Consider the following 14,656-nt stretch of genomic DNA (forward strand, 5'->3'; position numbering starts at 1 on the left):
AGGTTCGTCGGATGTCGTCATCGACGTCCGTGCGACGCCACCCGGTCCGTACACTCGCCACCCCCCACCCCCACACCACGCCCCCAGCTTTCACCTCTCACAGCAACGCCGTTCCAGGGAGCTGTTTTCCATGAGCGCCGACACTCCAGCCACGCGCAGCCAGTTCACCGATAGGCGGCTGCGGTTCCGCGCCTGGAGGGGCAGCCGGCCGTTCTGGGCCGGTCTGTTCATCCTGCTCGGCGGGATCCCGATCATGTATTTCCCGTATGCGAATCTCCAGATAGGTCACCTGACCCTGGCGATGGCCACCACCGCGGGCGCGGGTTCCCTGATCATCGGCGTGCTGCTGATCGTGCTCGGGATCAGTCTGTGGTTCCAGAAGCATGTACGGGTCTTCGCCGGTGTGGCGGCGATCCTGCTGGCGCTGGTGTCCATCCCGGTGTCCAACCTCGGCGGGTTCCTCATCGGCTTCCTGCTCGCGCTGTTCGGCGGCGCGATGGCCGTGTCCTGGGCACCCGGCGAGGAGCCCACGGCGGAGCCGGCCAAGACGGACCGTACGGACGAAGGAGGCGCCCCCGAAGCCATGGCGGCGGGCGGGGCGAGCGAGCCGAACGATCTGTCAGGAACGAGCCCGAGCAACGGGGCGAACGGGAGGCACAGTGCCTGAGGAGGTCCACCGCGTGGACGCGGGAGAGCCCCGGGCGAGAACCGGGCCGCGGCATGCAGCCCCCAAGAAGCCCTTGATGACGAGGCTGCAGATGCCCGCGGGCAAGGCGATAGCCATCGCGTCGATGCCGACCGCGATCATCATGGGCATGGGCCTCACACCGACGCTCGCCCGGGCCGACGACAAGCCGTCGGCGAAGAACCTGACGATCGACGAGTACAAGGAGTGCGTCGACGCGCTGGAGGAGGAGACCGAGGAGGGCAAGGACGCGTCGCCCTCACCCTCGCCCTCCGCCTCGACGAGCGGCCCCGCGTCCGACGACAACGAGGAGCAGGGCTCCTCGGGCGAGGACGCTTCGGGCGACAGCTCCGCGGACAACGGCTCGGCGGACAACGGCTCTTCGTCGGATTCAGGTTCCGACGACAAGCCCGAGCCGACGCCGTCCCCCTCGGAGCCCACGGCGCCCGCCGAGGAGGCCGAGCCGACCCCGTCGCCGTCCCCCTCGGAGTCCGAGCCGGAGAACCCGCTCGACCCGCTGGGCCTCGGCAAGGCGCTGGAGGACCTCTTCACGCCCGACGACAAGGAGCAGGAGGAACAGGAGGCGGCTGCCAGCCCGTCGCCCACTCCCTCCCCGTCGGCGAACGAGGACACGGCTGAGGACGCTGCCGGGGACGCCGCGGACAAGGCGACCGACACGGTCGAGGACGCCGCCAAGGACGTCGCGGACACGGCGGACGACGCGGCCGAGAAGGCCGAGGAAACAGCCGAGGACACCGCGGAGAAGGCGGAGGAGGCAGCCGACGAGGCCACCGCGTCCCCGTCCCCCAGCCCGTCCGAGAGCTCCACCACGGACCCGGAGAACTGCCCGGCCGCCACGGAGGACGAGGGCGGTCTCGAGCAGGGCATCCCGGCCCTGGCCGACGACCCCTGGCAGCTGGAGGCCAGCTCGCTGCTGCTCAAGGGCGCCGACTACCAGGGCGTCGTCAAGGTGAAGACCGCCAACGGCACGGTCAAGGAGGTCCTGAAGTACGTGATCTCCGACGGTACCGACATCGGTGATCTGCACCAGACCGTTGACGACAAGGATGCCGGGGCGAAGCACCACGTGCAGGCGGCCAAGGGCTCGACGTCCACCATCCGTGACGGCAAGACGGTCATGTACACGGAGAGCATCTCCGGCAACCTGCTCGGTCTGATCCCGGTCACGTTCGACCCGAAGCACCCGCCGCCGCTGAACATCCCGTTGATCTACTTCACCAAGGTGAAGGTCGTGCAGGCCGCCCAGTTCGGCGGAACGCTGACCGTCCCCGGCCTGCAGCAGTACACCACGCCGCTCGGGTAGTCCCACGGGCTGGTCCGGCCGGAGCCGCACACACTCCCCCAGTGCCTCAAGGGCCTGGGAGGGACCCTCAGAGGGCGCCCCCCGCGCGGCGGGGGGCGCCCTCAGTGGCGTATCGGAAGGGGACCGGAGCGGGTCAGCCGCCCAGGTGGTGCACTCGGACCATGTTCGTGGTGCCGGGCACGCCGGGAGGCGAACCGGCGGTGATGATCACCGTGTCGCCGTCGTTGAACCGCTTGAGCCTGACCATCTCCTGGTCGACCAGCTCGACCATTTCGTCGGTGCTGCTCACGAGCGGCACGACGTGGGGCTCGACGCCCCAGCTCAGCGCGAGCTGGTTGCGGGTGGACTCGTCCGGGGTGAAGGCCAGGATCGGCTGGGCCGCGCGATAGCGGGACAGCCGGCGGGCGGTGTCGCCGGACTGGGTGAAGGCCACCAGGCCCCTGGCGCCCAGGAAGTCCGCGATCTCACACGCGGCACGGGCCACCGAACCGCCTTGCGTACGCGGCTTCTTGCCCGGTACGAGCGGCTGCAGGCCCTTGGCGAGCAGCTCCTGCTCGGCGGCCTGGACGATCTTCGACATCGTCTTCACGGTCTCGATCGGGAACGCGCCCACACTCGACTCCGCGGACAGCATGACGGCGTCCGCGCCATCCAGGATCGCGTTGGCCACATCGGACGCCTCGGCGCGCGTGGGACGGGAGTTGGTGATCATCGACTCCATCATCTGGGTCGCGACGATCACCGGCTTGGCATTGCGGCGGCACAGCTCCACGAGGCGCTTCTGTACCATCGGGACCCTCTCGAGCGGGTACTCGACGGCCAGGTCGCCACGCGCGACCATGACGCCGTCGAAGGCCGCCACGACGGCCTCCATGTTCTCCACCGCCTGCGGCTTCTCCACCTTGGCGATGACGGGGACCCGGCGGCCCTCCTCGTCCATGATCTTGTGTACGTCGTTCACGTCGTCGGCGTCGCGCACGAAGGACAGCGCCACCAGGTCGCAGCCCATGCGCAGCGCGAAGCGCAGATCCTCGACGTCCTTCTCGGACAGCGCGGGCACGTTCACGGCCGTGCCGGGCAGGTTGATGCCCTTGTGGTCCGAGATCACGCCGCCCTCGATGACGACCGTACGGACCCGGGGACCCTCGACCTCGACGACCTTCAGCTCGACGTTGCCGTCGTTGATCAGGACCTGGTCGCCCTTGGCGACGTCGCCCGGCAGGCCCTTGTAGGTCGTGCCGCAGATCGACTTGTCGCCCGGTACGTCCTCGGTGGTGATGGTGAACTCGTCACCGCGCTCCAGCTCGACGGGCCCCTCGGCGAAGGTCTCCAGCCGGATCTTCGGGCCCTGGAGGTCGGCCAGGACGCCGATCGCGCGGCCCGTCTCCTCGGCGGCGGCCCGGACACGGTCGTACCGCCCCTGGTGCTCGGCGTGCGAGCCGTGGCTGAAGTTGAAGCGGGCCACGTTCATACCGGCCTCGATGAGCGACACAAGCTGCTCATGGGAGTCGACGGCTGGGCCCAGAGTGCAGACGATTTTCGAACGGCGCATGGGGGGATCCTAACGGTTTGTTTCACTGCGGAATATTCCGTCTGGTGGAAGATACAAAGGGGCGGAATGCCGCTCAGTTGAGGGTTTCAGAACCGCCCACGGGAGCCTCAGAGGCTGCCCACAAGTGCGTACGTCTGGGTGGCGATCTCCAGTTCCTCGTCGGTCGGTACGACGGCCACCGCGACCCTCGCCCCCTCCGGCGAGACCAGCCGTGGCTCGTCGGACCGGACGGAGTTGCGCTCGGCGTCGACCGCCAGGCCCAGCCCCTCCAGGCCCGCGACCGCAGCTTCGCGCACCGGGGCCGCGTTCTCACCGACCCCCGCCGTGAAGGCGATCGCGTCCACCCGGCCGAGCACCGCGTAATAGGCGCCGATGTATTTCCGCAGGCGGTGGATGTAGATGTCGAAGGCGAGCCGCGCCCGCTCGTCCCCTTCGTCGACGCGGCGACGGATCTCCCGCATGTCGTTGTCGCCGCACAGGCCGATCAGGCCGCTCTTCTTGTTCAGCAAAGTGTCGATCTCGTCCATGGACATCCCGCCAACACGTGCCAAATGGAAGATGACCGCCGGATCCAGGTCTCCGGACCGCGTACCCATCACCAGTCCCTCCAAAGGCGTCAGCCCCATGGACGTGTCCACGCACCTGCCCGCCCGGACAGCCGAGGCCGAGGCTCCGTTGCCCAGGTGCAGCACGATGACGTTCACCTCCTCGGGCGCCCTGCCGAGCAGCTTCGCGGTCGCGCGCGAGACATGGGCGTGCGAGGTGCCGTGGAAGCCGTAGCGGCGGATGCGGTGCTCGTCGGCGGTCTCGACGTCGATCGCGTAGCGGGCCGCGGACTCCGGCATCGTCGTGTGGAACGCCGTGTCGAAGACGGCCACCTGCGGGAGGTCCGGGCGCAGCGCCTGTGCCGTACGAATACCCGTCAGGTTGGCCGGGTTGTGCAGGGGCGCCACCGGGATCAGCCGCTCGATCTCCGCGAGGACCCGCTCGTCGATGACCGTCGGCTCGGTGAACTGCTTGCCGCCGTGCACGACCCGGTGACCGATCGCCGCCAACTCGGGGGAGTCCAGGCCGAGTCCGTCCTTGCCCAGCTCCTCGGCGACGGCCTTCAGGGCGGCCTCGTGGTCGGCGATCGGGCCGGTCTGCTCGCGTGCCTTGCCCCCGTTTGCCAGCGGCGTGTGCTTCAGGCGGGACGTCTCCTCGCCGATGCGCTCGACGAGGCCCACCGCGAGGCGGCTGCTGTCGCGCATGTCGAGCAGCTGGTACTTCACCGACGAGGAGCCGGAGTTGAGGACGAGGACGCGGGTGCCAGTCACAGGGCGGAAGCTTTCGGCGTCGTGGGCGATGGGATGGGAGTCTGGGTCTGGGCCTGGATCGCCGTGATGGCGACGGTGTTCACGATGTCCCCGACGAGCGCGCCGCGGGACAGGTCGTTGACCGGCTTGCGCAGGCCCTGCAGAACCGGGCCGACGGCGATTGCGCCGGCCGAACGCTGCACGGCCTTGTACGTGTTGTTGCCCGTGTTGAGGTCCGGGAAGATCAGCACGGACGCCTGCCCGGCGACCTCGGACCCCGGCAGCTTGGTTGCCGCGACCGACGGCTCCACGGCGGCGTCGTACTGGATCGGGCCCTCGATCTTCAGATCGTCGCGGCTCGCCCGGACCAGCTCCGTGGCCCGGCGCACCTTGTCCACGTCCGCGCCCGAGCCGGACGTCCCGGTCGAGTACGAGAGCATCGCGATCCGCGGCTCGACACCGAACTGCTGGGCGGTGGCGGCCGATTGGACCGCGATGTCGGCCAACTGCTCGGCGTTCGGATCGGGATTGACCGCGCAGTCCCCGTACACCAGGACCTTGTCGGCCAGGCACATGAAGAAGACGGACGACACGATCGACGCGTCCGGCTTCGTCTTGATGATCTCGAAGGCGGGCCGGATGGTCGCCGCGGTGGAGTGCACGGACCCCGACACCATGCCGTCGGCCAGCCCCTCCTCGACCATCAGGGTGCCGAAGTAGTTCACGTCCGAGACCACGTCGTACGCCAGCTCCACCGGCACGCCCTTGTGGGCGCGCAGCGCCGCGTACTTCTCGGCGAAACGCTCGCGCAGCTCCGAGGTCGTCGGGTCGATGAGCTGTGCCTTGACGAGGTCGATGCCGAGGTCCGCGGCCTTCTTGCGGATCTGGTCCACCGGGCCGAGCAGCGTCAGCTCGCAGACACCGCGCCGCAGCAGCACCTCGGCGGCGTGCAGCACGCGCTCCTCGGTGCCCTCGGGCAGCACGACGCGACGCATGTCCGAGCGGGCCTGCTCCAGGAGCTGGTGCTCGAACATCATCGGCGTGACGCGGTCACTGCTCGGTGCCGAGACCCGGCTGAGGAGGCCGCCGGTGTCGACGTACCGCTCGAAGAGGCCGAGGGCGGTCTCCGCCTTGCGGGGTGTCCCCGCGTTCAACTTGCCTTCCATGCCGAAGAGTTCGGCCGCCGTCGGGAAGCTGTTGCCGGCCACCGAGACGACCGGGGTGCCGGGGGCGAGCCGGGCGGCCAGCGTGAGGACGTCGTCGCTGGGGCGCTCGTCCAGGGTGAGCAGGACGCCCGCGATGGGCGGGGTGCCGGCGCTGTGCGCGGCGAGGGCGCCCACGACGAGGTCGGCGCGGTCGCCGGGGGTGACGACCAGGCAGCCCGGGGTCAGGGCGCCGAGGAAGGTCGGCAGCATCGCGCCGCCGAACACGAAGTTCAGCGCGTCGCGTGCGAGCCCCGCGTCGTCGCCGAGCAGGACCCTGCCACCGAGTGCATGGGTGATCTGGGCGACCGTCGGCGCGGCCAGCGCGGGCTCGTCCGGCAGTACGTAACAGGGCACCGGGAGGCGGGAGTCGAGGCCCGCGTGGATCTCCGCGCGGTCCAGCGGGGCCACCCGGTTGACCACCATCGCGAGGACGTCACAGCCCAGGTGGTCGTAGGCCCGGAACGCGTTGCGGGTCTCCGCCTGCACCGACTCCGCGGTCTGCTTGCGGCCGCCCACGACGGGGATGACCGAGGCGCCGAACTCGTTCGCCAGCCGGGCGTTGAGGGACAGCTCGTCCGGGAACTGCGTGTCCGCGTAGTCGGTGCCCAGGACGAGGACCACGTCGTAGTCGCGCGCCACCCGGTGGAAGCGGTCCACCAGTTGCGAGACCAGTTCGTCGGTGCCCTGCTCGGCCTGGAGCGTGGAGGCCTCGTGGTAGTCCATGCCGTAGACCGTCGCCGGGTCCTGTGCGAGCCGGTAGCGGGCCCGCAGCAGTTCGAAGAGGCGGTCGGGATCGTCATGGACCAGCGGGCGGAACACCCCCACCCGGTCGACCTGGCGGGTCAGGAGCTCCATCACTCCCAGCTCGACGACCTGGCGCCCGTCGCCCCGGTCGATCCCGGTCACGTACACGCTGCGCGTCACGTGTGCTCTCCGTTTCCTCACTGGTCAAAATCAGCCGCTATCGTGGGGGTCGTGCGTGCCCTCTTGACAATACCTCTGAGCATGGTTAGGGCACCCGTCCCATCGGGGCGCGAAATGGCTGTCGGGGACCGGGTGGTCAAGAGGTGCTCAGGCCCCCCGTGAAACAATCGGACCGGCTTACACGTACCGACAGCGCACGACAGTTCACAAGTACCGACAGCCCTTACGTACCAAGCAGCGAGCAGGAGAAACAGCACGATGCGTATCGGAGTTCTCACCGCAGGCGGCGACTGCCCCGGGCTGAACGCAGTGATCCGGTCGGTCGTGCACCGCGCCGTCGCTCACTACGGCGACGAGGTGATCGGCTTCGAGGACGGTTACGCGGGACTGCTCGACGGCCGCTACCGCACCCTCGACCTGGACGCGGTCAGCGGCATCCTCGCCCGCGGCGGCACCATCCTCGGCTCCTCCCGCCTCCAGCGCGACCGACTGCGCGAGGCCTGCGAGGGGGCCCAGGACGAGATGCGCGAGTTCGGCATCGACGCGCTCATCCCGATCGGCGGCGAGGGCACGCTCACGGCCGCCCGGATGCTCTCGGACGTCGGCCTGCCGGTCGTCGGCGTACCGAAGACGATCGACAACGACATCTCGTCCACCGACCGCACCTTCGGCTTCGACACCGCGGTCGGCGTCGCCACCGAGGCGATGGACCGCCTCAAGACCACCGCCGAGTCGCACCAGCGCGTCATGGTCGTCGAGGTCATGGGCCGCCACGCCGGGTGGATCGCGCTCGAGTCCGGCATGGCCGCCGGCGCCCACGGCATCTGCCTGCCCGAGCGGGCCTTCGACCCGGGCGACCTGGTCAAGATGGTCGAGGAGCGCTTCGCCCGCGGCAAGAAGTTCGCGGTGCTGTGCGTGGCCGAGGGCGCCCACCCCGCCGAGGGCACCATGGACTACGGCCACGGCGAGATCGACCAGTTCGGCCACGAGCGCTTCCAGGGCATCGGCACGGCACTCGCGTACGAACTGGAGCGGCGGCTCGGCAAGGAGGCCAAGCCGGTCATTCTCGGCCACGTCCAGCGCGGCGGCACACCGACGGCGTACGACCGCGTGCTCGCCACCCGCTTCGGCTGGCATGCCGTCGAAGCCGCCCACCGGGGCGAGTTCGGGCGAATGACGGCGCTGCGCGGCACGGAGATCGAGATGGTGCCGCTCGCGGAGGCGGTCACGGAACTGAAGACGGTGCCGAAGGACCGGATGGACGAGGCGGAGTCGGTGTTCTAGGCCGGTGTTCCAGGCCGGTCCTCCGGCTGCTTCATGGGTCGTTGGGCCGTGGCTTTACGGGGCGTGGCGCTGGACGGTGGACCAGAAGTGGTCGACGACCTGGTCCAGGTAGTTCCGGGCCGCGCCCGCTTCGACCGCGACTGTCCCATTGCCCCAGCTCAGGGTGGGTGCCATTTGGAGCTGGTACTCCGTGTACAGCGACTCGAGCACGTCCTCCACGAGCCGCCGGTCCAGCGGCAACAGCTTGCTGACGGGACGCACGTACGCCTGCCAGCGCGTGGAGCACGCGTTGCGCAGCAGCTCGGCGAGCTTCGGGCGGCGTCCCCTGACGGTGACGAGATCCGGCAGCGCGAGGCCGAGCACCCCGGCGAGGGCCGCGGACTGACGCTCGTTGCCGCGCCACTCGTTGTTCTCCTCCATCCGTAGGTACACGGCGAGTTCGAGTCCGACGGCCCGTGCAACATCCTCTGCCGGTATACCGCGCGCGAGCCGGAACTCCCGCAGCGTCTGTGGCGCGCCAATGAGGTCGGCAGGCGAGCACCACAACACGCCCGCGAGCGCGACGAGTTCGGCATTGCCGGGCGCCGCGACGCCTCTCTCCCAGGCGGCGACGAGGTCGGGTGTCACATAGGGCAGTCCGTACGAGGTCCGCATCCCGTACGCGACATGTTCTGGTCCCATGCCGAGCGCGCTGCGGAGTCTGCGGGCGACAGGGGCGTTGAAGGGCGGGGTGGGCTCGGGGGGTGGCGACTGGTGCACGTGCACAAGGTAGGGGTGCGGGGCTGCGGTGACTACGGTCTGTTCGGCCAGGATTACGGATTGTCGGATTCTACTGTTTCGGATACCCGTACGATCGCTTCCGATGCGTGTCGGAGGTGGCTGAAGATCATCTGGCGGGAACTCGGTCCCGGCCACGAGGATGGCGCCGTACGTGCCCGCGCGAGCGGGCAGCACGACCGTGAAGGGGCGGCACCGGTATGAGCAGCATCGACGGCCACATTCGTGAGCGGCTCCTGGCGCCGAACTTCTGGCATCTGGCCACGGTCGGCCCGGACGGCACACCGCAGGTTTCGCCCATGTGGGCGGACATCGAGGATGAGTACGTCATGGTCAACACGTCGATCGGCCGCGTGAAGGTCGACAACCTGCGGCGCAATCCGAACGTTTCGCTGTCCCACCATGACGCCGAGAACCCCTACGACCGCGTGGAGATCCGGGGCCGGGTCGCACGTTTCGTCGAGGGTGAGACGGCTGAGCGGGCCATGGACCGCCTGGCGCAGAAGTACATCGGCGAGGACCGGTATCCGTGGCTGCTCCCCGGGGAGCAGCGGGTGATGTTGTTGATCGAGCCGACGCGGGTGCGGCATGTGGTGGGGGTGGAGAAGTTCCGTCCTGGGGTGCTGCCGGAGTGAGGGGCGAGGGGCAAGTGAGGGGCTACAGCAGGTGGTCGGCCTTTCCGGCCTTGATGTCGAGGATGAGGCTGCGGAGGGCTTCGCGGGTGTCGGTGAGGTAGTGGTCTTCTTGGCCGGCCAGGGCTATGTAGGCGTTGCCTTGGGGGTCGGTGCCTATGCGGAAGCAGTTGGCGCCTTCGGCGCAGAAGGGCTCTTCCCACGTGATCTCGGGCATGGTGCTCCTCAGAATTGACGGGCGATGTCGCGGATGAAGTCACATGACGCACTGGACGAGAGTGACGCGGTCTCCATCCAGTCCAAGTGGGCTCGGTACTTGTCGAGTTGGGACTGGCCGTGCGTGAACTCGGGGCCGTGTGCGGAGTCGAGTTCCACTGTGTCGAGCTGCGGGACGGGTCCTTCGGCGTAGATCACCGCTTGGCCTGCGCCGGGGAAGGCCCCGGCCTTGAAGGGGATCACGCGTACGTCGATGTTGTCACGCTCGGACACGTCGCAGAGGTGATCCAGTTGCCCGCGCATCACTTTGGCGCCGCCGAACTCGACGCGCAGGGCGGCCTCGTGTACGTAGCCCACGTACGTGATCGGCTCCTCGCGGTACAGCACCTGCTGGCGTTGCAAGCGAAGGGCCACACGCAGCTCGACCTCTGCCGGTGACAAGGGTGGGAGTGCCGCGCCGAAGAGCGTGCGGGCGTAGCTGTCGGTCTGGAGTAGGCCCGGCATGTGCATGGCCAGACCTGCGCGGACGCTCTTGGCGTGCCACTCCAGTTCTGCGATGTCGAGGAGGCCTGCGGACAGTTGTCCCCGGTACGCGTCCCACCAGCCGCGTGTACGGTCGCCGGCCATGTCGACCAGTGCGTCGACGTAGGCCTTGTCGCGGCACGCGTAGTTGCAGGCGAGGGTCCTGAGGCGGTCCGCCGTGATGGTCCGGACCCCGGCCTCAATGTTGGAGATCTTCGCCCTGTCGAGGCCCAGTAGTCCGGCGGCGTACTCCGTGGTCACGTCTGCTGCGAGGCGCATCTTGCGCAGCTCCGCGCCCAGTCGCTTCTGACGTTCCGTGGGTGTTGACCTCGGCGGCATGTGTCTCTTCCTTCAGCGGTTGCGGCGTAAGTCTGCCGCTTTCGTGCCTGGTTGGTCCACCACGTTAGTGGCAATGTCGTTGATTGAGTGGCAAGGAGCCACCAAATCCCTCTACATTCGGTGACGAGTCGCTTACGGCCCGACATAGTCGGAAGCGCATCGCGCGAGCCTGCCCAGGTTCTCCTTCCCTGGGAGGGGTGGGCTCGCGTCAGGGAGACAGGCCACCGGTCGGGTCGAGACGTCAAGATCCGTCAATTCACCGAGTTCTCAAGGGAGTTCCGTATGCCCGCGACAGCCGTCTCCGTCTGCCCCGTCCTCAACGACATGTCGGTGGCAACCCCGTCACCGTCACCCGACACCCTCGCGTACAGCCTCACGCTTCCCGCCGATCTGACCAGCCCTCGGATCGCTCGGGCAACGACCAGGGAGGTCCTCCAGTTGCATCGGCTGGAGGACGTGACGGATGCGGCAGTGCAGGTGGTGGGTGAACTGGCCGCGTGTGCTTGCCGGTTCACGTCGGGGGCCGAGGTGTATCTGTCGCTGCGTTGTCGGGAGGGGGCGTTGCGGGTGATCTTCTACGACGGGCATCCGCGGCATACGCATCCTCGGCTGGCGGCGGCTTGTGATGCGCGGAGGCGGGCGGCGTTGCGGGTGTTGGGGTGCGTGGTGCGGGCGTGTGAGGGGGAGTGGGGGTTCGGGGAGGCTCGAGAGCCTGGGGGTGGGACTCGGATGTGGGCGGTTTTGCCTTGGCGGGGGGCTCGGGGCTATGCGGGGGTGGGGGGTGAGGTGGGGTGAGATGCGAGCCGGGCGCTATTCCTGTTCTTCGGCCCAGATGCGGGCTTGGGTGGCTTCGGTGGGGGCGTTGGCGCGGGTGAAGGCGTCGGCGGACTGGAGGTAGCAGGCGCGGGCATCGATGGGGTGGTGGGCGGACTGGTGGGCGAGGGCCAGGTTGTGGAGGGTCTGGCCTGCCCGGTACCAGTCCTCGAACTCCCGGCAGATCTCCAGGTCCTTGGCGTACGCCTCGACCGCCTCCTCCACCCGGCCCGCCTGCCATAGGGCGAGGCCGAGGTTGGTCCACGCGCTGCCCTCGCGGTGGCGGTCCTCGGCCGCCCGGAACAGGTCGCGGGCGCGGGTGTGCGCGTCGATCGCCTCCTCTGTCTGGCCCGCCTCCTGTAGGGCGTTGCCGAGGTTGTTCCACGCGGTGCCCTCGCGGTGGCGGTCCTCGGCCGCCCGGAACAGGTCGCGGGCGCAGGTGTGTGCGTCGATCGCCTCCCCAACCTGGCCCGCCCCCCGCAGGGCGAGGCCGAGGTTGTTCCACGCGGCGGCCTCGCTGTGGCGGTCCTCGGCCGCCCGGAACAGGTCGCGGGCGCGGGTGTGCGCGTCGATCGCCTCCTCTGTCTGGCCCGCCTCCTGCAGGGCGTTGCCGAGGTTGCCCCACGCGGCGGCCTCGCCGTGGCGGTCCCCGGCGCGGTGGGCGGCCTCCCGGGCGGCCCGGCCGACGGTGATCCAGTCGTCGAAGGACCGCCGCCAGGACAGGTACTCCGTCAGGCATTCGGCCAGCCGCACCGCCGTGTCCGCGTACCGCTCCTCCCCCGCCCACTGCACCGCCGCCACCAGCCCCGCCCGCTCCCCGTCCAGCCACTCCAGCGCCTGCGCCCGATCCGCGAACCGCTCCGGCTCCGGCATCCCGGGCAGCCAGCGCAACCGGTCGTCGGCGGCATCCGCCCACCGGTAGTAGAACTCCAGTACCCGCTCCCGCGCCGCCTTCCCCTCCGCCATCAACGCCGCATCCCTTTCCACCACACCCACCCCGAACGCCCGCACCAAGTCATGCAACCGCCATCGCACACCGGAAGCCGAGATCTCGACGCCCTGGACCGGCGTGACCAGATGGGTGGCGGCGAGGTCCTCCAGCAGGCCCAGGGCGGTCTCCATGTCGAGGTCGGCCAGGGCGGCCACGGCCTCGGCGCCCGTCTCCGTACCGGGGGCGAGGGCGAGCAGGCGCAGCAGTCGGGCCTGGTCGGGTGGGAGACGGCGGTACGAGGTCTTCAGGACCGGGCGGAGCACGAGCGAACGGCCGTACAGGTCGGTGCCGCGACTGCCGTTGTCGAGTACGGCGGTGGGGTCGGCGGCCTCCTTGATCTCGGTCACCAGCGAGGCGATGTCGCGGTGGCGGCGCCGACGCAGCATGGCGGCGGCGATCTGGAGGGCGAGGGGCAAGTGGCCGCAGAGGGAGGCCAGTTCGCGGAGGGCGTCCTGTTCCCGGGACGGGCGGTCGTCGCGTTCGTCAGCTTCGTGGAGGGCGCGGGTCACGAGGGCGGCGGAGTCGTCCGGGGCGAGTGTTTCGAGGTCGATGAGGCGTACGGGGAGGGAGTCCGGGCGGTCTCGGGACGTGATCAACACCCGGTGGTGGTCCGTCCCGGGCAGCAGGGGGAGGAACTGGGACGGGTCCGAGGTGTTGTCCAGGATCAGCAGCGTCCGATCCTGTCGCTCGGCGAGGAGGGTGCGGTACGTGTCGTACTGGCGCGCCGTCGTCTGTGGCAGATCCGGGCCACGTACGCCGAGGGCGTCGAGGAGGGCGAGGACGGCTTGGTCGGCGGTGACGGGGGCGTCGTCGTAGCCGCGCAGGTCGACGAAGAGCGTGCCGCCGGGAAACCAGCCCCTCGCGCAGGCCTGATGGGCGGCCTCCACCGCCAGTGCCGTCTTGCCGATGCCGCCCATGCCGGTGACGGCGAAGATGAGGAGAGGGAGCGCGGCGGCTCCGTCCGGGGCGGGTTCGAGGCGGGGGAGCAGGCGGCCCATTTCCGCCGATCGGCCCGTGAAGCCGAGGGGGCGGGGCGGGAGGGTGGTGGTCGCGGTGGGTACCGGGCCGTGTGACTGCTGCGGCGTGCCGGTTCCGTGGTGCGGGCCTTCGCCTGGGCTACTGTCCGTCGCCGTGCGGTGGTTGGCCGACCGACTTGGCGGTGAAGGGGCCGTGAAAGGTGCTCCCCCGGAGGTCGAGGTGGTCTCCGCCGTACGTGGGGGCGTCCGTGGAGCTGCGAAAAGGACCCTCCCGGGGGTCGGAGTCACGAGGCTGCGGGGCAGTCGGCTTCGGTTGCAGCTCGTGGAGTACTGCGACCGCCGCCCTGGCCGCGTTCGCGGCGGCCCGGGGCTGTGAACCCCTGGCGTCTTCATCCGACTTGCCCACGTTGGCCTTGTCGCTGATGCCCCGGATGATCAACGCGCCCGCCTCACCTGCGAGGTGGACGGCGTGGGCGACGCCGGAGCTCTCCATCTCGATGGCGACGGCGTCGTTGTAGCTCGTCCTGATGCGCCCGGCGAGTTCGGAGTCGCTGTCCGCGAGGACGACATCCCCGACCGCGATCGGCTTGAAGTGGGCCTTCCCGCGCAACGCCTCCTTGGCCGCCTGCTCCAGGCGGTGGGAGGCGCGCCAGGCCTCTGGGCGGTCCAGGAAACCGTCGGGGGTCTGCTTGCCTCCGTGGACCGCGTACACCTTGGTCGCGACCACGACGTCGCCGATCTCGATGTCGTCCTTCAGGCCGCCCGCGACGCCGACGAAGAGCACGGCCTCGGGGTCGAGCCACGACAGCACGCGCTCGGTGAGGGTGGCCGCCGTGAGGGTTCCCTCGCCCATGTCCACCAGGGCGACCTGCCACGGGGTGCCGGGGAGACCGCCCCGCCTGGCCCGCGTGCCGTAGCGCGGATGCGTGAGCTTCTCGACATCCGTGAGGTGGCCGAGTGCGGCGTCGTATTCGAGGGACAGCGCGGTCAGAACCGCCACGGTGGGTTTTGTCTCCGGCACACTCTTACGGTACTGCCAAGTTGCGTGTGCAGAGCGTGCGTTGGGCGGGGTGGGTGCGGCGTACCGTGATGTCACGCGATGTTCGGAGGCGGCACGGGG

12 protein-coding genes are annotated in these 14,656 nt (G+C 69.6%); 4 read left to right on the forward strand and 8 right to left on the reverse strand.

The genetic code is table 11. The annotated features are described in order from the left end of the window. Nucleotides 1–130: 130 nt before the first annotated feature. Together ACGFNK_RS11110 and ACGFNK_RS11115 are read left to right on the forward strand one after the other, a co-directional pair. A complete protein-coding gene (locus ACGFNK_RS11110) occupies nucleotides 131–667 on the forward strand; it encodes a DUF6114 domain-containing protein (protein WP_393414210.1) in 537 nt (178 codons plus the stop codon). A 76-nt stretch (nucleotides 668–743) separates the two neighbouring features. After that, the gene (locus ACGFNK_RS11115) at nucleotides 744–2,009 is read left to right on the forward strand and encodes a hypothetical protein (RefSeq protein WP_393414213.1); all 1,266 of its coding nucleotides are present in this window, start codon (nucleotides 744–746) and stop codon (nucleotides 2,007–2,009) included. 133 nt (nucleotides 2,010–2,142) lie between these two features. Here ACGFNK_RS11115 and pyk read toward each other — a convergent pair whose 3' ends face one another. The 3 genes from pyk to pta all read right to left on the reverse strand — a co-directional run bounded on the left by pyk (nucleotide 2,143) and on the right by pta (nucleotide 6,985). After that, on the reverse strand, nucleotides 2,143–3,561 hold the full coding sequence (pyk, locus tag ACGFNK_RS11120; protein WP_393414216.1) for a pyruvate kinase: 1,419 nt from the start codon (nucleotides 3,559–3,561) through the stop codon (nucleotides 2,143–2,145). A gap of 107 nt (nucleotides 3,562–3,668) precedes the next feature. Continuing rightward, nucleotides 3,669–4,877, reverse strand: coding sequence for an acetate kinase (locus ACGFNK_RS11125; protein ID WP_393414219.1), 1,209 nt, complete (start codon nucleotides 4,875–4,877; stop codon nucleotides 3,669–3,671). Beyond that, nucleotides 4,874–6,985 (reverse strand): phosphate acetyltransferase, encoded by a 2,112-nt coding sequence (gene pta / locus ACGFNK_RS11130; protein ID WP_393414221.1) that lies wholly within the window; start codon nucleotides 6,983–6,985, stop codon nucleotides 4,874–4,876. The genes ACGFNK_RS11125 and pta overlap by 4 nt, the downstream gene beginning before the upstream one ends. A gap of 258 nt (nucleotides 6,986–7,243) precedes the next feature. Here pta and ACGFNK_RS11135 point away from each other — a divergent pair, with 258 nt between their 5' ends. Beyond that, on the forward strand, nucleotides 7,244–8,269 hold the full coding sequence (locus ACGFNK_RS11135; RefSeq protein WP_388686050.1) for an ATP-dependent 6-phosphofructokinase: 1,026 nt from the start codon (nucleotides 7,244–7,246) through the stop codon (nucleotides 8,267–8,269). Between the two features lie 54 nt (nucleotides 8,270–8,323). On the opposite strand, the gene ACGFNK_RS11140 is transcribed toward ACGFNK_RS11135, so the two are convergent. Beyond that, nucleotides 8,324–9,034, reverse strand: coding sequence for a helix-turn-helix domain-containing protein (locus ACGFNK_RS11140; RefSeq protein ID WP_393414224.1), 711 nt, complete (start codon nucleotides 9,032–9,034; stop codon nucleotides 8,324–8,326). Between the two features lie 212 nt (nucleotides 9,035–9,246). Here ACGFNK_RS11140 and ACGFNK_RS11145 point away from each other — a divergent pair, with 212 nt between their 5' ends. Beyond that, the gene (locus ACGFNK_RS11145; protein ID WP_344388635.1) at nucleotides 9,247–9,681 is read left to right on the forward strand and encodes a PPOX class F420-dependent oxidoreductase; all 435 of its coding nucleotides are present in this window, start codon (nucleotides 9,247–9,249) and stop codon (nucleotides 9,679–9,681) included. Between the two features lie 22 nt (nucleotides 9,682–9,703). Here ACGFNK_RS11145 and ACGFNK_RS11150 read toward each other — a convergent pair whose 3' ends face one another. From ACGFNK_RS11150 to ACGFNK_RS11165, 4 genes are all read right to left on the reverse strand, one after another. Next, nucleotides 9,704–9,895, reverse strand: a complete 192-nt coding sequence (locus ACGFNK_RS11150; RefSeq protein WP_393414227.1) for a hypothetical protein — start codon at nucleotides 9,893–9,895, stop codon at nucleotides 9,704–9,706. An 8-nt stretch (nucleotides 9,896–9,903) separates the two neighbouring features. Then, nucleotides 9,904–10,755, reverse strand: coding sequence for a helix-turn-helix domain-containing protein (locus ACGFNK_RS11155; RefSeq protein ID WP_393414230.1), 852 nt, complete (start codon nucleotides 10,753–10,755; stop codon nucleotides 9,904–9,906). An 810-nt stretch (nucleotides 10,756–11,565) separates the two neighbouring features. Then, nucleotides 11,566–13,557, reverse strand: coding sequence for a tetratricopeptide repeat protein (locus ACGFNK_RS11160; protein WP_393414233.1), 1,992 nt, complete (start codon nucleotides 13,555–13,557; stop codon nucleotides 11,566–11,568). 118 nt (nucleotides 13,558–13,675) lie between these two features. Then, on the reverse strand, nucleotides 13,676–14,557 hold the full coding sequence (locus ACGFNK_RS11165; RefSeq protein ID WP_393414236.1) for a nucleosidase: 882 nt from the start codon (nucleotides 14,555–14,557) through the stop codon (nucleotides 13,676–13,678). Nucleotides 14,558–14,656: the final 99 nt, after the last annotated feature.

This window comes from Streptomyces sp. NPDC048825, assembly GCF_043198355.1.
Taxonomy (GTDB): domain Bacteria; phylum Actinomycetota; class Actinomycetes; order Streptomycetales; family Streptomycetaceae; genus Streptomyces; species Streptomyces xiangluensis.